Genomic DNA, 20624 nt, shown 5'->3' on the forward strand with positions numbered 1-20624 from the left:
TTCGATGTAATCGACTTTGAGCGCGCACGCAAAAAGAAAATAGGTGGATATTTGCGCTTGCTTAATTCACCAGAAAACATTGCAAATGAATTTACGCGGCAGCAATTCCGTGGTGGTGATTTTTTCAACATGCTCCCGTTGTATGAATCGCTCACGCTGGAAGAGGTAAACCGCAGATTGAAAGAGCATATCCGTTGGGATCAGCTGGCGATATCGCTTGTCGTGAGTCCTTAATATGGAGAGGGGAACAGGACAATTGAAGCCAATCGGGGAAATGACGGTACTTGTAACGGGCGCTAGTGGAGGCATTGGAGCAGCTATTGCAGAGCGCTTTGCCAAGGTGGGCATGAATGTAGTAATTCACTATATGAAATCGCATGAAGCAGCCAATGAAGCTGCGAGAAGATGCATGGAACAGGGCAGTGGTAAGGTCATGACGGTGTCTGCTGATCTTCGCAGCAGGGAACAAATTGAACGTATGCGTGAGAAGCTGGAATCACATGGGCTGATGCCGGATATTTTGGTGAACAATGCAGGGATATCACATTATGGAATGCTGTCCGATGTTACGGAAGAGATCTGGGATGAAGTGATGGCGATCAACCTGAAAGGTACATTCATGTGTACACAGGAAATGATGCCTCACATGATCTCCCAAAGATATGGTCGAATCATTAATGTGTCGTCTATTTGGGGACTTTCGGGTGCCTCTTGTGAAGTGTTGTATTCTACGACCAAAGGCGGTGTAAATGCATTCACCAAAGCTCTTGCAAAAGAGTTGGCTCCATCTGGAGTAACGGTGAATGCTGTAGCTCCGGGTGCCGTTCAAACATCCATGTTGAACCATCTGGATCAGGATGAACTAAAAATGCTGGAAGAGGAAATTCCGGCAGGAAGACTTGCCCAGCCAGATGAAATCTCATCACTGGTCTACTTCCTTGCACTTCCCGAGTCCGGCTACATTAATGGGCAGATTATAAGTCCAAATGGTGGCTGGCTCACGTAATATATTGAGTCAAATTCCATTTTCATTTATCTTCGAGGTAGTGTCTTGATGGAAATTAATGATTTGCAGATGATTTTCGATTAATTCAAAAATGCTCGTATATAAAATGCCAGGGAAGCACATATTACAACTGTTGATTTTAAATCTCATGCGTCAAGCAAAGGAGGATTTATCATGTCAACAGACAAAACGGTGCTCACAAGTTTTGACACTTGGAAGAAGTTTTTGGGTGACCGCGTACAGCAAGCAGAGAAGATGGGGATGAATGAAGAAACCATCAACAAACTTGCGTATGAAATTGGTGACTTCCTGGATGAGAAAGTAGATCCGGCGAACCCTTCCAACCGGGCATTGAAAGAACTATGGGAAGTCGGCGACGAGAATGAACGTCGTACGATTGCGTGCCTGATGGTCAAATTGGCCAAACAAAACGCATAAGATTACAGATGGAAAGCTCCCGCAAGGGGGCTTTTCTCTAATGATTACACATTGATTACAGACCTGTTCTTGTAATTCATTTTCATTTTATATATCATTAACGTGACCCATTTTTAGAAGATATCTCAGATTGTCGTCCAATGGACGCGTTCTGTTACTGTCGAATAATGTGGAATAATGCTTTACGGGGTGTTTAAATGGAATCTAAACAATGGTATATGGAGTATAAAATACATAAGAACAGACCTGGCCTGTTAGGGGATATTGCCTCGATGCTGGGGATGCTTGAAGTAAATATATTGACCATTAACGGTGTTGAAGGCAAAACCCGGGGCATGCTGCTGGAATCAGACGATGACGAGAAGATTCGTCTGCTGGGTGAAATGCTTGGCAAAGTGAACAGCATAACTGTGTCTGCTTTGCGTCAACCGAAACTGGTAGATATTCTGGCTGTACGTCATGGTCGATATATTGATCGTGATTCGGATGATCGCAAAACATTTCGTTTCACACGGGACGAACTTGGGTTACTTGTGGACTTTTTGGGTGAAGTATTTAAGAGGGAAGGAAATCAAGTCATTGGATTACGTGGAATGCCGCGTGTAGGTAAAACGGAATCCATTATTGCGGGCAGCGTATGTGCGATGAAACGCTGGACGTTTGTTTCCTCCACACTTCTTCGTCAGACCATAAGAAGTCAGCTATCCGAGGACGAATTGAATCCAAACAATGTTTTTATCATTGACGGAATTGTCAGTACCATTCGTTCCAGCGAACGGCATTATAATCTGCTACAGGATATCATGACGATGCCTAGCACCAAGGTCATTGAACATCCGGATATTTTTGTCCAGGAGTCCGAATATGATTTTAACGATTTTGACATTATTATTGAACTCCGCAACAATCCGAATGAAGAAATTATTTATGATACGTTTACGGCCAGCTACACCGACGAACTGTAATGCTCCGTACGGGATCATGGAATAGATAAGCAACAACCACAGAGATAAACATAAGGAGGAGATGGCATGTCTGAACTGGGTCAGCAGTTAAGAGAGGCCCGGCTGCAAAAAGGGATGAGTCTTGACGATGTACAGGAAATGACTAAAATTCGCAAGAGGTATTTGGAGGCAATAGAGGCAGGGGACTACAAAGTGCTGCCTGGCAGCTTCTATGTGCGTGCGTTTATCAAAACCTATGCGGAAACGGTGGGACTGAACCCTGATGAGCTGCTGGAGGGACATAAGAAAGATGTACCTGCAGAAGAAACGGAAGCAACAATGGAGCCGGTTATTCAGAAGCGTTCAAGTCGTCCGGTAGAGCGAAGTAACCGCTGGATGTCTGTTGCATTAATGTGGACTTTCCCGGTGTTAATTCTTGTGCTGTTGTACGTGTATGTAGTGATGAACAAGGATGATTCGAATACCCAAGGGCTGGATCAGACGAAGATCACAGATAGCCAGCAGCAACCTCAAGATAAACCGGATGAGCCTACAGATAATGGCCAAGCTTCTAATCCTCCAGCTAATGAATCGGGTAGCGGAGAAACGAATGAAGGCGAGGCCGGTGGTAACGGTGGCGGAACGGCAGAGGGACAGACTGACGGACAAACGGATGGGCAAACGACGGGTGAAAATGAAGAGAACCCTACAGATAATTCGCCAGCTTCTGTAACCGTTGCTGAAGACGGGAAATCAGGCAATATTACGAACTTTAAAGTGAACGGCAGCGCAGGGCAGCCTGTAACGGTTACGATTAAAGCAACGGGGCATAGTTGGCTGGAAGTATACAAGGGCGAGAACTCTAGTGGAGAAAAGTTGGAGTACGGAAACACCGCTGAGGGAGACAGCTATACCTTCGAATTGGACAGTGCAGGAATGTACATTAAGTCCGGTTACGCGGCAGCGACCACTATTGAGGTTGCAGGGCAGGTTGTGACCGACGGGAAAGCGACGAACCGCATTCGGTTAAGACTTGGTGAGGATACGTCCTCCTCGGGTACTGAAGGCACTTCGACGAATGAATCAGGAAGCACGACCGAAGGAACCACCGGCACTAGCGGCGAATAACCAAAGTTTCTGCGGGAGACACTAACCTTGTCTTAACTTGCAGTCAACTTTTGGTGAAGTGAGGTGGATGGCTGTGACAGTCAGCTGGATCGTAACAGGTTTGGGGATCATTGTCAGCCTCCTGGGTTATTACTTGACTCCCACTGCCTGGGGTTACGGAATTTTGGGTTTTGGACTTGCGCATGTGCTTCTGGGTGTGCTTGACATGTTCAGACAGCCTAATCGCAGCCGCTATTAGAAGGGCAGCCGCACGGCAAGCATTTTTGGCAACCATTTCAAGTGGCAGCCAAAAATGCTTTTTTATTTTGAAAAACCTCATAAAATTAGACTTTTGCTTGGCGTATCCTCTATAATGTTACAGAACATATGATTAACTGAAAGGGTGACTGGTTTGAGTTCAGAAAATTCATTTGATATCGTGTCCAAAATGGACTTGCAGGAATTGACAAATGCCGTTACACAAACGGAAAAGGAAATTGGCACGCGTTATGACTTCAAGGGCAGCAAGAGCAGTCTGAAACTGGATAAGGATGCGTTAACGATCGTATCTGATGATGAGACCAAACTCAAGGCTGTTATCGATGTACTGCAATCCAAGATGGCTAAGCGGGGTTTACCTTTAAAAAACATTGATTATGCAAAAGTAGAGCCAGCTTCTTCAGGTACAGTCCGCCAGCGTTTGAATTTCAAGCAGGGGATTGATCAGGATATCGCTAAAAAAATCAATATTCTGATTCGTGACTCCAAGATGAAAGTGAAGAGTCAGATTCAGGGAGATCAACTCCGGGTAACAGGTAAAAGTAAGAATGATTTGCAAGCAGTAATGCAATTGTTGAATGGTGCCAATCTGCCTCTGGACCTGCAATATACAAATTTCAAATAATATCTCCTTACTGTAGCTAGATGTGTTTTTTGACACTGCAATTGGCGTATATTATACTAAGTGTGCATTGCTGGCAGATAAGCATCAAAGCCCAGTCATCATCGTTTGCTGACTTTGTGAAAAGCAGTACATCTTCTGAAAGTCACCGGAACGTTTAAAACGGTTTTGCGTTTGAACGGTTGACTTTATTTTTTGCGTTTTTACATAGTGAGAGCACTTTAGTGCTGATTGACAGTGAAACTGTAAATTTCATGTTCCGGATGATGAATACGGAATTAAGATGAATGTTTGGAGTAATGGAGGATAAGAGGGAGGGCGTCTTGTGAATTTACCCAACCGGATTACGCTTGCACGAATTTGCTTAATCCCTTTTTTGATGGTGTTCCTGCTCGTGGATTTTCCGTTCTATCCAGAGCCGTTGCAATTGGGAAGCTTATCGCTTCCGTATAATCAATTGATTGCTGCTGTCATTTTTATCATTGCAGCAAGCACGGATGGAATTGACGGCTATCTGGCGCGGAAAAATAATATGGTCACCAACCTGGGGAAATTACTTGACCCGCTGGCTGACAAATTGTTGGTTACTGCGGTGCTGATTTCGCTTGTAGAAATGGGTAAGTTAGATTCCTGGATTGCTGTGGTCATTATTAGTCGTGAGTTTGCGGTTACCGGCTTGCGTCAGATTGCATTACTGGATGGTTCGGTTGTTGCGGCAAGTGCCTGGGGCAAACTGAAGACTGTCGTGCAAATTGTGGCCATTGTACTGCTGCTGCTGAATAATTTCCCGTTCTCATTCACGGGTATTCACATGGACGTTATCGCCGTTTGGGCTGCAGCAATTATTACGATATGGTCAGGTATTGATTACTTTATCAAAAACAAAGATTTGCTTCATTTATCAAAGGCGTAACGGTTTGAGGTTAAATGGGGAAGCATGAAGAAATCATTTGTATGAAGGGCAATAGGAAATTATCCTATTGCCCTTTGATCACTCACCACGTGTACAGGAGGATGCTGAATGAAGGCAGAAATCATTGCAGTTGGCACAGAATTGTTGCTTGGACAAATTGTGAATACCAATGCCCGATATTTATCCCGTGAATTGGCTGCGATCGGGATTGATGTATATTTCCAAACGGTGGTTGGTGATAATTTAAATCGACTTAGTGACGCCATTCGCATCGCTCAGGGTCGTGCTGACGTCATTTTATTTTCAGGGGGCATCGGTCCTACACAGGATGACCTGACCAAGGATGCGATCGCGGCGGTCTTGAACCGAAAGCTTCATATAGATCGAATGGCGATGGATAAAATCGAGAGCTTCTTCCGAGATCGCAATGTGGACATGACTGAAAACAATCGTCGTCAGGCGATCGTTATAGAAGGCGGGACACCGCTGGCGAACGAAACAGGCCTTGCCGCAGGAAATGCAATTTCCGACAATGGCAAGCACTATGTAGTGATGCCTGGACCACCGAAAGAGCTTATTCCTATGTTTGAACAGGAAGTTAAGCCTTGGTTGTTCCAGCATGTACTGACAGAAGAAATGCCGATCTACTCGAAAATGCTGAAGTTTGCAGGAATCGGCGAATCGGCATTGGAAGACCGACTCCTTGATCTCATTGATACACAGACAGATCCTACCATTGCTCCTTATGCAAGTGAGGGAGAAGTTACGGTACGTGTATCTACAAAGGCTCCAAGTGAGAGTGAGGCGATGCTGAAGCTGGATGCAATGGAAGTTCAGATTCGGGAACGATTGCCAGAGCATCTCTACGCGAACGAGGATGTGCCTATAGAGTACACAATTGTAACTATGATGTCTGATATGGGTCTGACCCTTAGCGCGGCTGAGAGCTGCACAGGAGGGCTCGTCATGCAGAGTCTGACATCAGTTCCTGGCAGTGCGTCGATGCTTAAGGGCGGAATTGTATGTTACTCCAATGAAATTAAGGAAAAGCTGCTCCATGTGCCGCATTCCTATCTGGAAGGTGAAGATGCACCGGGCGCAGTGAGTCCGGAAGTGGCCAAAGTGCTGGCAGAGCAGATTCGCATGATTGGGGATGCGGACTTCGGTCTGTCGGTTACAGGTGTTGCGGGACCTGGTTATTCCGAACGCAAACCGCCAGGACTTGTCTTCATCGCTCTTGCCCAACGTGGTAAAGAGACAGAAATTCATGAACTGCGCATTAATGGCAATCGGGAGACGGTTCGAATTCGTTCAGCGAAAGCGATTCTTTACCGTTTGTGGCGCAAGCTTGTGGAGATGGACTAGTTCACAGCTCGGATTGCATTTGCCAAGGCAAGCAAGTATAATAAAGGAAGACGGAAGAACCGTAGAATCAGGCTTAACAGCCTTGTTTACGGTTCTTTTTTCTGTTTATTGGAAAGTTTCCTTGAGGAAGAGGCGCCTCGGCCTTTACAAAAAAAACGAATGTATGTTCGAAAAAAAGCTTGGCAAACGTGTTAAAACAAGGTATCATTATCTTATAAACAGTAAAGGGTGTGAGCTTATTGTCAGACCGTCGTGCCGCGCTTGATATGGCGCTCCGTCAAATAGAGAAGCAATTTGGTAAAGGATCCATCATGAAACTGGGTGAGTCGACTCACATGAATGTGGAAATCATACCCAGCGGTTCCTTGGCTTTGGATATTGCATTAGGAACAGGCGGCTTGCCTAAAGGCCGTATTGTTGAAATATATGGACCTGAATCTTCTGGTAAAACAACCGTAGCATTGCATGCTATCGCTGAAGTACAAAGAGTGGGTGGACAAGCTGCATTTATCGATGCCGAGCATGCTCTTGACCCACAATACGCAAGCAAACTTGGTGTTAACATTGACGAATTGCTTCTGTCTCAGCCAGATACGGGTGAGCAAGGGCTTGAAATTGCAGAAGCGCTTGTACGTAGTGGTGCTGTGGATATTGTCGTTATCGACTCTGTGGCTGCACTGGTACCAAAAGCAGAAATCGAAGGCGAAATGGGTGATTCCCATGTCGGTTTGCAAGCACGTTTGATGTCTCAGGCGCTGCGTAAACTGTCTGGTGCAATCAGTAAATCCAAAACGATCGCGATCTTTATCAACCAACTTCGTGAAAAAGTCGGAGTTATGTTTGGTAACCCAGAAACAACACCTGGTGGTCGTGCCCTGAAATTTTATTCCACGGTACGTCTGGATGTACGCCGTATTGAGAGTATCAAATCAGGAAATGACATGATTGGTAACCGTACACGTATTAAAGTGGTGAAAAACAAAGTAGCACCTCCGTTTAAACAAGCGGAAGTGGATATCATGTACGGTGAGGGTATTTCGAGAGAAGGCAGTATTATTGACATTGGTACAGAGCTGGACATCGTCAATAAAAGTGGTGCATGGTACTCATACGAAGGCGAGCGTTTAGGACAAGGCCGTGAGAACGCGAAGCAGTTCATGAAAGAGCATAAAGATATTGCTGAAATCATTGAACAAAAAATTCGTGTAGCCAGCAACTTGACTACTGCAGTTCCTGCGCCAACTAGCGAAGAGCAACAAAAAGAAGCAGCAGAAGAACAAGAACTATTTGAAATTAACGAGTAACCTCCCAGGATTCCTGAAGCTTGTTTGATTGAGCTTGGCTCGATCTAGCTTGGGGTATGGTGTGTGCGTTCGCGCTGTCCAACAGCCTCTGTCCGAATGGGCAGGGGCTGTTGGCACGTTTACTGTTAGGGAAAGGCCGGACATTGTTTCCGGCCTTTTGTATTAGCGTCAGCTATCTTCAGTGAGAAATGCAAAGCGTTTAGTGAAGCTTCGTTGTCTCCATCGGAGATATGCTGTCCGTATGTGAAGAAGTCTTTTATTTTGCTATGTACTTGTCAGTTAGGCCATGCAGTTCAGACACACAAAATGACATGGAAGGAGAGACCGAAATGGATCAACATGAAGATGATTTATATGAAGAAGCCGAGCTGGAGGGAATCTCCCAATTCCCGGATAACGAAGAACTTACCATTACACGAGTTGAACGAACGAAGAGCAGGGAAGCTCGTTACCGGATTACCTTTGGTTTATATTCAATCACGGTGCTTGAAGATGTAATGATTAAATATCGGATGACCCGAGGAAATACATTTCTGAAAAAGGACTTGGAAGATATCATTGTAGCTGACGAGCGACAGCGGACGTATGTGCAGTCTTTGCGATATCTGGAGCATAAACCCCGCACACGCCACGAATTAAGTCAGAAACTTCGTCAGAAAGAGTTTGCTGCATCGTTGATTGAAGAGGCCCTGGATCGGCTTGAGCGGGAGAATTTGGTCGATGATGAACTGTATGCGAAGGAATGGACACGTCAGCGTATGGAGGGCCAGCGGAAGGGGAAACTGTGGATAAGGCAAGAGCTGCGTCAGAAGGGCATTGCCAGTGAGCTGATTGCTGAAGCGCTGGAAGGTGTAAGTACAGATACGGAATTTGAGACTGCTCTAACCGCCGGACGAAAAAAATGGAATCAGGTCAAAGGAGACATCAAGGAGAAGAAACGTAAAACGCTTCCCTTCTTGATGCGACGAGGTTTTTCCATGGATATGGTGCGTCGGGTCGTGAATTGTTTAATTGAAGAAGACGAGGCGGGGGACCCCGAAGAAGACGAAGCGTTGTTATGGGATTAGCAGACTGTACTCACTATACTGCATTCTCTTGACAATTTCTTTCGTCAAATACTAAAATGGACATGAGTCTGTAAGAAATGGACAACCCTTTTTCCTTCCAAAAAAGCGGTTTCTGTTTTTGAAGATTTATACCATTCATGATTATGGGTTCGCTGGAGACGGTGAATAGTACGTGGCAACATGTACACTTGAAATGAAAATCGGCGGGGGATCGCCGTGAGTATTCGTTATTCCCAAAAATATGTTAGGTTTGAAAACTGCAAATTGACCCAAGGAATGCCTTGGAGGAACCAACGAGGAGGTGAACAGTATGAATCCTGCAATCACGATCGCTCTCGTTGCAGCCGCGCTATTCATTGGGTTCGGAGTAGGATATTTTATTCGCAAATCTCTTGCAGAAGCTAAGATCTCCAGTGCGGAAGAAGCTGCTGTACAAATCGTGGAGAACGCGAAGAAAGAGGCAGAAGCACTGAAGAAAGAAACGGTGTTGGAAGCGAAGGATGAAATCCATCGCATTCGCGCCGAAGCTGAAAAAGACACTCGTGAACGTCGGAACGAAATTCAACGACAAGAAAGACGATTGTTGCAAAAAGAAGAGTCGCTGGATAAAAAATTGGAATCACTCGAACGTAAAGAAGAGCAAGTGGCTAACAAAGAGAAACGAATTGATGAGACACAGCAGCAGATCGAGATGATCTACAAAAACCAGGTGACGGAGCTGGAGCGCATATCCAACCTCACCATGGAAGACGCACGCAGCATCATACTGTCCAACGTAGAACAGGAAGTTCGTCATGAGACGGCTCAAATGATCAAGGACATTGAACAGCAAGCGAAGGAAGAAGCGGACAAAAAGTCCCGCGAGATTATTACACTCGCCATCCAACGTTGTGCGGCTGATCACGTGGCGGAGACAACGGTATCCGTTGTTACTTTGCCAAATGAAGAAATGAAAGGCCGGATTATCGGTCGTGAAGGACGTAACATCCGTGCGCTTGAAACCCTTACCGGGATTGACCTCATTATCGATGATACGCCAGAAGCTGTTATTCTGTCGGGCTTTGACCCGATTCGCCGTGAAATCGCTCGTACTGCCCTCGAGAAATTGGTGGCTGATGGACGTATTCACCCGGCACGGATTGAAGAGATGGTGGAGAAATCCCGTAAAGAAGTGGACGAGCGTATCCGTGAATACGGTGAGCAAGCTACCTTTGAAGTGGGCGTGCATGGTCTGCATCCGGACTTGATTAAAATTCTGGGCCGGTTGAAGTTCCGTACAAGCTACGGTCAAAACGTCTTGAAACATTCGATGGAAGTTGCTTATCTGGCCGGATTGATGGCTGGCGAACTCGGAGAAGACGTAACCCTGGCAAGACGTGCAGGTCTATTGCATGACATCGGTAAAGCGCTGGATCACGAAGTGGAAGGATCACACGTCGAAATCGGCGTGGAACTAGCGAAGAAATACAAAGAACATCCGGTTGTAATCAACAGTATCGCGTCCCATCACGGGGATTGCGAAGCGACTTCGGTTATTGCCATGTTGGTTGGTGCAGCAGATGCGCTTTCCGCAGCAAGACCAGGCGCACGCCGCGAAACGCTGGAAACGTATATCAAACGACTGGAGAAGCTGGAAGAGATTTCGGAATCGTTCGAAGGTGTCGAGAAATCGTATGCCATTCAGGCCGGACGCGAAGTTCGCGTTATGGTACAGCCTGAGAAAATCGATGATGCTGAAGCATTCCGCCTCGCGCGTGACATCACGAAGATGATCGAGAACGAACTCGATTATCCGGGTCACATCAAGGTCACCGTCATCCGGGAAACCCGTGCGGTTGAATACGCAAAATAGAGCATTACGGAAAAGTGGCCGCAGTAGTGGGCCACTTTTCCTGTTGATAGCCTGTTAAAAGGCATTTTCATAATAAAATGAATGAGCAAGAGATAGAGGTCCTGCGAAGTTTCGGATGCTTTGAAGAAGGCTGCGCTTGGTAGGGATTAAGGAGGCAGTAAAATGAAAGTTTTGTTTATTGGTGATATTGTGGGGAACGTGGGGCGTAAGGCATTGAAGGAAAACCTCCCCTACCTCAAAACGAAGTATAAGCCACATGTGGTCATTGTAAATGGTGAAAATGCAGCGGCAGGCCGGGGCATTACCGGTGCAATTGCGAATGAATTTTTCAACTGGGGTGTGCATGGTATCACCCTCGGTAACCATACCTGGGACAATAAGGACATATTTGATTTTATAGATGATGAGCCACGTATGATTCGTCCTGCGAACTTTCCTCCAGGAACACCGGGGCGCGGTTACACGGTAGTCAAAGGCGAAGGCAAGGAGTTGGCGATTGTGAATCTGCAAGGGCGGACGTTCCTGCCTGCTCTGGATTGTCCATTCCGCGTTGCCGATGAAATTGTGGATGAACTGCGTCAAGACCATAAATGCATTCTGGTCGATATGCATGCTGAAGCAACGTCAGAGAAGATTGCTATGGGTTGGCATCTCGATGGACGTGCTTCGCTGGTCGTAGGTACACATACACATGTGCAGAGCAATGATGATCGTATTTTGCCAGGAGGAACAGCTTATTTAACCGATGCGGGCATGGTAGGGCCGCGTGACGGCATATTGGGCATGGAGCGTGAAGCGGTGCTTCGCAAGTTCTACACCCAGCTTCCGGTACGATTTGTTGTTGATGATGGCAAATGGCATTTCCATGGTGTTTTTGTGGAGATTGATGAAGCCACAGGTGCTGCAACACGCATTGAGAAAATTCGTCTGATGGAGGACGAGTGGCGCATGGAATAGGGGTTTTGTCTCATTTTGCAGGGAAACCCATCTAAAAAGAAGGAATTTTTTTGCCTCCCGCGAATAACATCTAGTAAGTGGAAACAAACATTCAACATTCCCAGGGAGGTACTTACCATGGATGTATTAAAAGTTTCAGCAAAGTCCAATCCTAATTCTGTAGCCGGCGCTCTTGCAGGGGTTCTTCGTGAACGTGGAAATGCTGAACTGCAGGCAATTGGAGCAGGAGCACTGAACCAAGCCATTAAAGCGGTAGCGATAGCCCGGGGATTTGTAGCACCAAGCGGAGTTGACTTGATTTGTATTCCAGCTTTTACAGACATTGTGATCGACGGTGAGGATCGAACAGCCATTAAGTTGATTGTGGAGCCCAGATAATACATGCACTTATGCATTGAACCTGTTTACGAAGTAGACAGGTTTTTTTGCGTTTTGTTTTATTACTGTGTAGAAGGAGAGATTGTGATGCATAACTGGCAAGTAGCCGATTTTCATTGTGATGCTTTAAGTAAAATGCTGATGAACCCTAGCTTTTCATTTGAAAATGCTTCACAGCTGGATGTAAATCTGGACCGAATGAGGGCTGGCAACATTGGTTTACAGGCCTTTGCCATCTATTTGCCCGAAGTGCTTGGCAGAGGCAAGTTTGAACATGTGATGGGCCAGTTGGACATCTACCGAAAGCGAGTGGAGATGACTAAAGAACGAGATGAAGGCACACATACATTGTTATGGAGGGAGCAACTTACACAGGTAGGCCAGACGGACAAACCATGGGGATTAATTACACTTGAAGGTGTCGATGGATTGGAAGGCAACCTCTTTTATCTGGAGTTATGTTATCAGATGGGTGTGCGGATCATTGGGCTTACCTGGAACTATGCCAATTGGGCAGCTGATGGTGTATTGGAGAAACGTGGGGCGGGACTTACGGAGAAGGGCAGGGAGCTGGTTCACCTTTGTAACCAAATTGGCATGCTGCTGGATGTGTCACATCTGACCGAAAAAGGGTTCTGGGAACTTGCTGACCTTAGTGAGCGGCCTTTTATCGCTTCTCACTCCAACAGTTATGCCATATGCCCGCATGTGCGCAATTTGAAGAATGATCAGATTCGGGCCATTATTGCCCGGGAAGGACGTATCGGATTGACGTTTGTACCTTGGTTTGTGAAGCAGGAAGGCGAAGTGCGTATCGAAGATCTGTTGCCACATATTGAGCAGATTTGTTCCCTGGGTGGGGAGCATCATCTGATGATGGGGTCTGATTTTGACGGGATTTCTACGTATATCCATGACCTTGAACATACCGGGCAGTATCCTAAACTAATTAATACGCTGCTTAAGCACTACGACGAATCACTGGTTCGCGGTTGGATGTGGGGCAATGCCATGAATTATTTAAGGGAAAACTTGCCTGAGAAAAACTTGAAGATGGAACATTCAAAATGATGAAGCTGTTGGTATCTTGAAGAGTCTCCTGAAGAGTCTTCTGAAAAAAACGGGATGGAAGCAGAAAGCGTCCATGTCCAGATGGATTTACTAAATTCAGGAAAATAATGATTGCAAAATAAGTGTATTTCATGAATTTTCAGCAGTTCGTTTTCATTTCACTTCAAAAAGGGGTATAATACCATAGGAATGTTAAGAGCCTGGCTACAGGCCATAGATAAACAAGGAGTGAAATTCACAATGAGCAAAACAGTACCTGTGGGCGTATCTGCCCGTCACATTCATGTATCTCAAGAGCATGTAGAAATTTTGTTTGGTAAAGGCTACGAATTGACTGAGTTTAAACCTCTGTCCCAACCTGGGCAATATGCTGCTAACGAAACAGTAGCGGTTATTGGTTCGAAAGGACAGTTTGATAAAGTGCGTATCCTTGGACCTGTTCGTCCGGAAACACAACTGGAAATCTCGATGACAGACTCTTTCGCTATTGGTGTTAAGGCACCTGTACGTGAATCCGGAAGCATCGAAGGTACTCCAGGTATCACGATTAAAGGACCTGCTGGCGAAGTTACCATTGATAAAGGTGTTATCGTTGCTGCTCGTCACATCCACTTCCATACTTCTGATGCTGCTAAATGGGGTATCGAGGACAAACAATTACTGAAAGTTCGCCTGGGTGGAGATCGTGGTCTGGTACTGGAAAATGTACTGGCTCGTGTATCTGACTCCTTTGCACTGGACATGCATATTGATACGGATGAAGCTAATGCAGCTGGCGCGCGTAACGGCGATACTGCTGAAATCATTGATTAATCACATAGAACAACATTCAGCTGTGATCCTGGCGGCTTGATGAACTTATAAACCTGAGTATATCCACAGCGTCGACTACATTCGATCTGAGGGTAAGCTCAGGTTTTTGTGTATTTTCGGGTTGTTTAGCAGACTTGCACAAATTTCAAGATAGGCGAAGGGGGAGCGGCTTTGGATGTGGAACTACAGCCCAATTCATGTTATAATTTGCTGTAATGCTCTTTTGATGTATAAAGCGTGCAAATCACGTGAAACAAGATGAAATAACGATTTTTTATTAATAGAGGCTGTAAGGAGTGACCGAAGGAAATGGCTAAAGACTCAAAAAAGGATTACTCCCAATATTTTGATTTCTCCGATGCCAAAGTAATTTCGCAAGATGAATTCAGCAAAAAAATAAGAATCCGGGGCCGGGAGATTAACATCAAATCGGAACCCAATCATCGTCAGGAGAAACAACGGGGCAAGCAAGACGTTCAGGTGCTTTACGAAACGGCCTTACCCGATGAACTGAAAAGCGTGGGGAAAGGCAAACATTATATCGTATATACGTATGGATGCCAGATGAACGAGCATGATTCGGAGACCATTAAAGGACTGCTTGAATCGATGGGGTATCAGGCTACCGAGGATCGCAAAGAAGCGGATATCATACTGCTGAACACGTGTGCGATTCGGGAAAATGCGGAAGATAAAGTGTTTGGTGAGCTGGGTCACCTGAAAACCCTAAAAACCGAGCGTCCAGGCTTGTTGCTGGGTGTCTGTGGTTGTATGTCGCAGGAAGAAGGCGTCGTCAACCGGATCATGCAGAAGCATGGCTTTGTGGATATGATTTTTGGTACACACAACGTACATCGCTTGCCACATCTGATTCAGGAAGCGCTGTTCAGTAAAGAAATGGTTGTTGAGGTATGGTCCAAGGAAGGCGATATCATCGAGAACCTGCCGAAAAAACGTGAGGGCATGCGCGGCTGGGTGAACATTATGTATGGTTGCGACAAATTCTGTACATATTGCATCGTCCCGTTTACACGGGGTAAAGAGCGCAGTCGACGTCCGGAAGATGTCATTGCCGAAGTTCGCGAACTGGCAAGACAAGGCTTCAAGGAAATCACACTGCTCGGTCAGAACGTCAATGCCTATGGCAAGGACTTTACAGACCTGAAGTACAGCTTCGGTGACCTGATGGATGACATTCGCAAAATCGATATTCCACGGGTACGATTTACAACGAGTCATCCACGTGACTTCGATGATCATCTGATCGAGGTGCTTGCGAAGGGCGGGAACCTGGTGGAACACATCCATTTGCCTGTGCAGTCTGGCAGCACGGAAGTGCTGAAACGTATGAGCCGCAAGTACAGTCGGGAACACTACCTGAAGCTTGCTGACAAAATTAAAACTGCGATTCCGGATGTCGTGTTAACCACTGATATTATCGTTGGTTTCCCGGGGGAAACGGAAGAACAGTTTGAAGATACGCTGTCACTGGTCAAGGAAGTTGGTTACGACTTTGCCTATACTTTCATCTACTCTCCGCGTGAAGGTACACCTGCTGCAGTGATGGAGGACAACGTGCCAATGGACGTGAAGAAGGAACGTTTGAAACGCTTGAACGAGACGATCAACGCATACAGCCACAGCAGCAATGAAAAGCAGCGTGGCAAGGTTGTTGAGGTACTTGTCGAAGGTGAGAGCAAACGGAATTCTAATGTTCTGGCAGGACGTACACGCAGCAACAAGCTGGTGCATTTTGAAGGACCTAAAGATTTGATCGGTACTTTTGTACATGTGGAAATCACCGATCCAATGACTTTCTATATTCGGGGCAATCTGCTCTCAGAGCCAGTAGCCGCCAATCAGTAATACACAAACCTAATAAGATGAATCTTGGTGGCTTAATATAAAGGTTTGGACATACAGCGCAAGTAGCGAAGGGAACGGAATCGATTCTGTAGAAGCGAAGCGTTCGCCTTTGTCTCCGAATTTTAAACCTTTGAAAAATATAATCAAGAAAATTCGGAGACAACAGCGATCAAAAGAACGATCCGTAACCGTAGCGGTCATGGAGCAATCGTCTGAATTTATATTGAGCCAGGTTTTCATCTTATATCATCTCATAGAATGGAGCGATTTCGAGTGGCGCAGGAAGAAGTGCAGTACAACCATTATGGAATGCCTACCTACGATACGCGCAATCTGGTCATAAGCGACGACATTATGGGAAAAGCCAAAGAATTGGCTGATATGCTTGGAACGAGCGAGGAAGTTAAACAGTTCCAACAGGCGGAGTCCAAAATTCGTGATCATGAACGCATCCAGCAATTGATTGCAACGATCAAGAAGAAGCAAAAGGAAATCGTTGCTTTTGAAAGCTTCAAAAATGCAGACATGGTCAGCAAAATTGAACAGGAAATTGAGGATCTGCAGGGAGAGTTGGACGGCATTCCACTCGTTACGGAATTCCAGCAAAGTCAAAGCGATATCAATTATTTGCTTCAGCTTGTTATTTCTGTAATTCGGGATACCGTCTCCGAGAAAGTGAACGTGGAGGCTGGTACGGATTCACCTCCGACCAGCTGCGGGTAAATGAAGTGAAGGGTGCGGACGCAGTCCGTGCCTTTTTTGATCATATCATGCTCCACGTTGTGGGGTTATTTTGTGTGGTGGTCTGTTCAAGACAACTTCACTGGATAAGACCTGTTCCGTAAGAGCAGGCTTAATATAATGACGAAGCACTTTAGATCAACTACGAAGAGAACCAATGCTGGGAAAATCATCATAACAACATACATCATGGGCTTTATACTTAAAGTGCACTAAAGGGGAAATCATAATGGGTATTTTGGACAAAATGGTTGAAGAAGGAAACGGAAGATTTTGGGGTTTTCTCGGTTGTCGTTTTATTAAAGGCGACGGAAAAGAAGTTCAGATCGCGTTGACAGCGGGCGAACACCACACCAACTCCATGGGGATTATTCATGGTGGTGTGTTGACATCCCTGATGGATCAGGCGATGGGCATGGTAGCTACAGCCGCAATGGAGGTAGACAGTTGTGTGACGACCAATCTGAATGTACATTTTTTGGCACCTATGAGACAAGGTGAATTAATTGTGACGTCCACGATACTGCATCAGGCTGGCCGCAGTGTGACGGCACAATCCGAGGTGCGTGATGCATCAGGTACGCTGGGATGCATGGCGACTGCGACATTCCGCATAGCGCGAGCAAAAACGCAAAGCACGGAATCTCAAGGTTGACAAAAGATATTATTATGTCATAATGAAAATATCAAAATGAGAATAGTCGGTGGTGCCCATGAGCGAAAACTACGAACAATTCAATGCTGAAAGCGATGAACAGGCAGCACGTGCCTATAGTTCCAAGAAATATCGTACTCCCGATGGCGTTCCCGCCGATATCGTCATGTTCACCTTGACCAAGCGGGAGCGCAAGACGGTAACCAAGACACTTCCCATCCGGGAGTTGAAGGTAATGCTGATCAAACGCAAAGGTTGGCCTTTTGCCGGAAGATGGGCATTGCCGGGTGGATTTTGTCAGGAAAATGAATCCATCTATGGGGCTGCTAAGCGCGAGTTAATGGAAGAGACAGGTGTGGACGGTGGACATCTGGAGTACTTGAATGTATATAGTCAGCCTGGGCGTGACCCCAGAGGATGGATTATCTCACATGCGTTTTTTGCGCTGGTAGAGGAATGGATGCTGGAACACCGTCAGGCAGCGGATGATGCTGAGGATGTTGGATTGTTTTCGATTCAGGAAGCCTTGCAAGAGCTCGAGCTTGCCTTTGATCACCGGACGATTATAGAAGATGCGTACCGGCGTATTCAGCAGCAAATGCTGGAAACGACGATTGCACGACAGTTCCTGCCTCGTGACTTTACACTAAGCGAGTTATACCAAGTGATTCAGAGTGTTGTACCTGACTTTGAAGAGCCGAACTTCATTCGTAAGATCACTTCAACTCGCAGCCGCAAAGGCATAGTGGAAGAGGTTAGGGATGAGGAGGGCAACCTGCTAAGCTCCAATCAATACTCACAGCGGCCGGCGCAGCTATACCGTTTTACCGAGCTTGTACCTCGTCTTTCCATCTATACTTAATTCGCAAGCGAATCATGATGAATTGAATCAGGATCAGCCTATTCTCAAAAAGGGAGTGTGGACGATGAAAGCACTGATTGTAATTGATTTTACACGTGATTTTGTGACAGGTTCGTTGCCTGTAGGCCAGCCTGCTGTGGAGATTGAAGAGACGATCGCATCGATAACGGAGGCTTATTGCAATAATAAACATGAAGTTATTATGGCTGTCGATTTGCATGAAGAGAGTGATCCTTACCATCCGGAAACTGCCCTTTTTCCGCCCCATAACATCAGGGATACGGAGGGAAGACTGCTTTATGGTCGTCTAGCTCAGGTCATGAAAGAACGGGAAGCTCAGATCCGATGGATGGATAAAACAAGATACAGCGCATTCTGCGGCACAGATCTGGAGCTGCGACTGCGTGAACGTGGAATAACAGACATTGCACTGATCGGTGTATGTACGGATATTTGCGTACTGCACACGGCAATGGATGCTTATAATAAAGGTTTTCACATAACGGTATATGAAGATGCTGTAGCGAGCTTCAATCAAGCGGGACATGATTGGGCGCTTGGACATTTTCGTTCCAGCCTTGGGGCTCAGGTAATCAAAGCGAGCGATACCGTTATCGCAGGCTTGAACCTGTAAACGAACCTTTCATCATATCCTGCTGAACGAATGTTATGTTGCTGAGGAATATGGTGAATAGGAATAAACCGGAGACTTATGCAATGGTACGTTTACCAGAATCATGAATCATGAGGATTGAGTCTCCACATGTTGACCCGTGTCTGCAGGCTGGGCCTGTGGCACAAGCGGAAGTCAGAGAGGATGAGACAAATGCAGACGACTAGCCTGGCTTTACATACGGATAAATATCAAATCAATATGATGTACGCTCACTGGGTGAATGGAACTCATAAACGGAAAGCGGTGTTTGAAGCCTATTTCCGCAAGCTTCCTTTTGGTAACGGATATGCCGTTTTTGCCGGATTGGAACGGATTGTGAATTATATCAGCCAGCTTCGTTTTACGATGGAGGACATCAAATATTTATCCAAACAAGAGGAAAATTACGATCCGGTCTTTCTGGAAGAGTTGCTCCAGTTTTCATTTCAGGGGACGATTCATTCCATGAAGGAAGGGGCACTCGTTTTTCCTGACGAACCGCTCATTCGGGTAGAAGGCTCCATTATGGAGACACAACTGGTGGAGACGGCGATACTTAACTTCATGAATTATCAGACGTTAATTGCAACGAAGGCATCCCGGATCAAACAGGTGGCGAGTCAGGACACATTGCTCGAATTTGGAACACGACGGGCACAGGAAGCGGATGCGGCCATTTGGGGGGCGCGTGCCTCCTATGTGGCAGGATTCCATGCTACGTCCAATATGCTGGCTGGAGAGCGCTTTGGAATTCCAACAGCAGGGACACATGCCCATTCATGGGTGCAAAGTTTTATGAGTGAGCAGGAGGCGTTTGACGTCTATGCCAAAGTGCTGCCAGATCAAGTGACACTGCTGGTGGATACTTTCGATACATTAAACAGTGGTGTTCCCCATGCAATCAAGACAGCCAAGAAGCTGGAAAGCCAAGGCAAAAAAATGAACGCGATTCGTCTGGATAGCGGTGACCTTGCGTATCTTTCCATTCAAGCCCGGCAGATGCTGGACGACGCTGGACTGGATTACGTCAAGATTGTAGCTTCCAACGACCTGGATGAAAATACAATTTTCAACCTTAAGGCGCAAGGAGCTCGCATCGATACATGGGGAGTAGGTACACAGCTAATTACAGCTTCCGACCAGCCTTCTTTGGGTGGTGTGTACAAATTGGTGGAGCGTGAAGTGGATGGTGCCATGCTGCCTACGATCAAAATCTCGGCCAATCCTGAAAAAGTCTCCACACCAGGTAAAAAAGAAGTCTTTCGGATCATTGATCCGAAAGATGGCAAGGCGATTGCAGATTATATCTGCTATCCAGGAGAAGAGCAGCCGCTACAGGGTGGGCCGCTCAAGCTGTTCAATCCGCTACACCCTTATCTGAAGAAGACAGTAACCCGCTACGAAGCAGTGAATATGCTGGAACCGATCTTTGTGAATGGGCGCAAAGTGTATGAACTGCCTACCCTTGATGAGATCCGCAGTTATCACCGGGAGCAGATGGATCTGTTCTGGCCTGAATATCTGCGTAAACTCAATCCTGAGATTTACCGTGTAAATATCAGCCCTGCGGCCTGGAATATGAAGCAGAAGCTTATTGCTGAACACGTGCAGTCCACGGAAGAATGAACAACTAAAGGGCATAACCGGAAGAAAGTATACCGTGTTATGCCTTTTTGCTCTTCCGCCATTATGTCCAACAGGACGTCGGACTGTGTGTGAAACATCATGG

At 46.1% G+C, this 20624-nt stretch carries 21 protein-coding genes and 1 pseudogene; all 22 read left to right on the forward strand.

Annotated features, from left to right (window positions below; all coding sequences use genetic code 11):
* Positions 1 to 234, forward strand: a pseudogene (locus AMS66_RS34195) (EF-P 5-aminopentanol modification-associated protein YfmH); the annotation flags it as partial.
* 1 nt (position 235) lies between these two features.
* On the forward strand, positions 236 to 1006 hold the full coding sequence (gene ymfI, locus AMS66_RS27855) for an elongation factor P 5-aminopentanone reductase (RefSeq protein WP_053783845.1): 771 nt from the start codon (positions 236 to 238) through the stop codon (positions 1004 to 1006).
* Between the two features lie 174 nt (positions 1007 to 1180).
* Positions 1181 to 1444, forward strand: coding sequence for a DUF3243 domain-containing protein (locus AMS66_RS27860; protein ID WP_053783846.1), 264 nt, complete (start codon positions 1181 to 1183; stop codon positions 1442 to 1444).
* Positions 1445 to 1641: 197 nt separating this feature from the next.
* Positions 1642 to 2409, forward strand: coding sequence for a DUF3388 domain-containing protein (locus AMS66_RS27865; RefSeq protein WP_053783847.1), 768 nt, complete (start codon positions 1642 to 1644; stop codon positions 2407 to 2409).
* 66 nt (positions 2410 to 2475) lie between these two features.
* On the forward strand, positions 2476 to 3516 hold the full coding sequence (locus AMS66_RS27870; protein WP_053783848.1) for a helix-turn-helix domain-containing protein: 1041 nt from the start codon (positions 2476 to 2478) through the stop codon (positions 3514 to 3516).
* Positions 3517 to 3589: 73 nt separating this feature from the next.
* Positions 3590 to 3754 carry a hypothetical protein gene (locus AMS66_RS33005; protein WP_167434746.1) on the forward strand — a complete coding sequence of 55 codons (165 nt, stop codon included), beginning with the start codon at positions 3590 to 3592 and terminating at the stop codon, positions 3752 to 3754.
* Between the two features lie 153 nt (positions 3755 to 3907).
* Entirely contained in the window at positions 3908 to 4399 is a 492-nt protein-coding gene (locus AMS66_RS27875; protein WP_017689115.1) for a YajQ family cyclic di-GMP-binding protein, read from the forward strand.
* Between the two features lie 322 nt (positions 4400 to 4721).
* Positions 4722 to 5309 carry a CDP-diacylglycerol--glycerol-3-phosphate 3-phosphatidyltransferase gene (pgsA, locus tag AMS66_RS27880; protein WP_053783849.1) on the forward strand — a complete coding sequence of 196 codons (588 nt, stop codon included), beginning with the start codon at positions 4722 to 4724 and terminating at the stop codon, positions 5307 to 5309.
* Positions 5310 to 5417: 108 nt separating this feature from the next.
* Positions 5418 to 6674 (forward strand): competence/damage-inducible protein A, encoded by a 1257-nt coding sequence (locus AMS66_RS27885; RefSeq protein WP_053783850.1) that lies wholly within the window; start codon positions 5418 to 5420, stop codon positions 6672 to 6674.
* Between the two features lie 239 nt (positions 6675 to 6913).
* The gene (gene recA, locus AMS66_RS27890; RefSeq protein ID WP_053783851.1) at positions 6914 to 7978 is read left to right on the forward strand and encodes a recombinase RecA; all 1065 of its coding nucleotides are present in this window, start codon (positions 6914 to 6916) and stop codon (positions 7976 to 7978) included.
* 329 nt (positions 7979 to 8307) lie between these two features.
* Positions 8308 to 9045 carry a regulatory protein RecX gene (locus AMS66_RS27895; RefSeq protein WP_053783852.1) on the forward strand — a complete coding sequence of 246 codons (738 nt, stop codon included), beginning with the start codon at positions 8308 to 8310 and terminating at the stop codon, positions 9043 to 9045.
* 310 nt (positions 9046 to 9355) lie between these two features.
* Positions 9356 to 10897 carry a ribonuclease Y gene (rny, locus tag AMS66_RS27900; protein WP_053783853.1) on the forward strand — a complete coding sequence of 514 codons (1542 nt, stop codon included), beginning with the start codon at positions 9356 to 9358 and terminating at the stop codon, positions 10895 to 10897.
* Positions 10898 to 11059: 162 nt separating this feature from the next.
* Positions 11060 to 11854 carry a TIGR00282 family metallophosphoesterase gene (locus AMS66_RS27905; RefSeq protein WP_024630289.1) on the forward strand — a complete coding sequence of 265 codons (795 nt, stop codon included), beginning with the start codon at positions 11060 to 11062 and terminating at the stop codon, positions 11852 to 11854.
* Between the two features lie 117 nt (positions 11855 to 11971).
* The gene (locus AMS66_RS27910; RefSeq protein ID WP_007430104.1) at positions 11972 to 12232 is read left to right on the forward strand and encodes a stage V sporulation protein S; all 261 of its coding nucleotides are present in this window, start codon (positions 11972 to 11974) and stop codon (positions 12230 to 12232) included.
* An 87-nt stretch (positions 12233 to 12319) separates the two neighbouring features.
* Positions 12320 to 13303, forward strand: a complete 984-nt coding sequence (locus AMS66_RS27915; protein WP_053783854.1) for a dipeptidase — start codon at positions 12320 to 12322, stop codon at positions 13301 to 13303.
* A 240-nt stretch (positions 13304 to 13543) separates the two neighbouring features.
* A complete protein-coding gene (pduL, locus tag AMS66_RS27920) occupies positions 13544 to 14116 on the forward strand; it encodes a phosphate propanoyltransferase (RefSeq protein ID WP_053783855.1) in 573 nt (190 codons plus the stop codon).
* A gap of 309 nt (positions 14117 to 14425) precedes the next feature.
* A complete protein-coding gene (gene miaB / locus AMS66_RS27925) occupies positions 14426 to 15982 on the forward strand; it encodes a tRNA (N6-isopentenyl adenosine(37)-C2)-methylthiotransferase MiaB (protein WP_053783856.1) in 1557 nt (518 codons plus the stop codon).
* Positions 15983 to 16240: 258 nt separating this feature from the next.
* Complete coding sequence (locus tag AMS66_RS27930; RefSeq protein WP_407944577.1) at positions 16241 to 16705, forward strand: RicAFT regulatory complex protein RicA family protein; 465 nt, start codon at positions 16241 to 16243, stop codon at positions 16703 to 16705.
* Between the two features lie 247 nt (positions 16706 to 16952).
* Positions 16953 to 17378 carry a PaaI family thioesterase gene (locus AMS66_RS27935; protein WP_053783858.1) on the forward strand — a complete coding sequence of 142 codons (426 nt, stop codon included), beginning with the start codon at positions 16953 to 16955 and terminating at the stop codon, positions 17376 to 17378.
* 58 nt (positions 17379 to 17436) lie between these two features.
* A complete protein-coding gene (locus AMS66_RS27940; protein ID WP_053783859.1) occupies positions 17437 to 18240 on the forward strand; it encodes an NUDIX hydrolase in 804 nt (267 codons plus the stop codon).
* A gap of 64 nt (positions 18241 to 18304) precedes the next feature.
* Positions 18305 to 18874 carry a cysteine hydrolase family protein gene (locus AMS66_RS27945; protein WP_053783860.1) on the forward strand — a complete coding sequence of 190 codons (570 nt, stop codon included), beginning with the start codon at positions 18305 to 18307 and terminating at the stop codon, positions 18872 to 18874.
* Positions 18875 to 19066: 192 nt separating this feature from the next.
* The gene (locus AMS66_RS27950; RefSeq protein ID WP_053783861.1) at positions 19067 to 20521 is read left to right on the forward strand and encodes a nicotinate phosphoribosyltransferase; all 1455 of its coding nucleotides are present in this window, start codon (positions 19067 to 19069) and stop codon (positions 20519 to 20521) included.
* Positions 20522 to 20624 lie beyond the last annotated feature (103 nt).

The sequence above is a fragment of the Paenibacillus xylanivorans genome (assembly GCF_001280595.1).
In the GTDB taxonomy this organism is placed as follows: domain Bacteria; phylum Bacillota; class Bacilli; order Paenibacillales; family Paenibacillaceae; genus Paenibacillus; species Paenibacillus xylanivorans.

Coding starts and splice junctions, on each gene's coding strand:
- ymfI (WP_053783845.1), top strand. CDS start 236: ATGGAGAGGGGAACAGGACAATTGAAGCCAATCGGGGAAATGACGGTA.
- AMS66_RS27860 (WP_053783846.1), top strand. CDS start 1,181: ATGTCAACAGACAAAACGGTGCTCACAAGTTTTGACACTTGGAAGAAG.
- AMS66_RS27865 (WP_053783847.1), top strand. CDS start 1,642: ATGGAATCTAAACAATGGTATATGGAGTATAAAATACATAAGAACAGA.
- AMS66_RS27870 (WP_053783848.1), top strand. CDS start 2,476: ATGTCTGAACTGGGTCAGCAGTTAAGAGAGGCCCGGCTGCAAAAAGGG.
- AMS66_RS27885 (WP_053783850.1), top strand. CDS start 5,418: ATGAAGGCAGAAATCATTGCAGTTGGCACAGAATTGTTGCTTGGACAA.
- AMS66_RS27895 (WP_053783852.1), top strand. CDS start 8,308: ATGGATCAACATGAAGATGATTTATATGAAGAAGCCGAGCTGGAGGGA.
- rny (WP_053783853.1), top strand. CDS start 9,356: ATGAATCCTGCAATCACGATCGCTCTCGTTGCAGCCGCGCTATTCATT.
- AMS66_RS27905 (WP_024630289.1), top strand. CDS start 11,060: ATGAAAGTTTTGTTTATTGGTGATATTGTGGGGAACGTGGGGCGTAAG.
- AMS66_RS27910 (WP_007430104.1), top strand. CDS start 11,972: ATGGATGTATTAAAAGTTTCAGCAAAGTCCAATCCTAATTCTGTAGCC.
- AMS66_RS27915 (WP_053783854.1), top strand. CDS start 12,320: ATGCATAACTGGCAAGTAGCCGATTTTCATTGTGATGCTTTAAGTAAA.
- pduL (WP_053783855.1), top strand. CDS start 13,544: ATGAGCAAAACAGTACCTGTGGGCGTATCTGCCCGTCACATTCATGTA.
- miaB (WP_053783856.1), top strand. CDS start 14,426: ATGGCTAAAGACTCAAAAAAGGATTACTCCCAATATTTTGATTTCTCC.
- AMS66_RS27930 (WP_407944577.1), top strand. CDS start 16,241: ATGGAGCGATTTCGAGTGGCGCAGGAAGAAGTGCAGTACAACCATTAT.
- AMS66_RS27935 (WP_053783858.1), top strand. CDS start 16,953: ATGGGTATTTTGGACAAAATGGTTGAAGAAGGAAACGGAAGATTTTGG.
- AMS66_RS27940 (WP_053783859.1), top strand. CDS start 17,437: ATGAGCGAAAACTACGAACAATTCAATGCTGAAAGCGATGAACAGGCA.
- AMS66_RS27945 (WP_053783860.1), top strand. CDS start 18,305: ATGAAAGCACTGATTGTAATTGATTTTACACGTGATTTTGTGACAGGT.
- AMS66_RS27950 (WP_053783861.1), top strand. CDS start 19,067: ATGCAGACGACTAGCCTGGCTTTACATACGGATAAATATCAAATCAAT.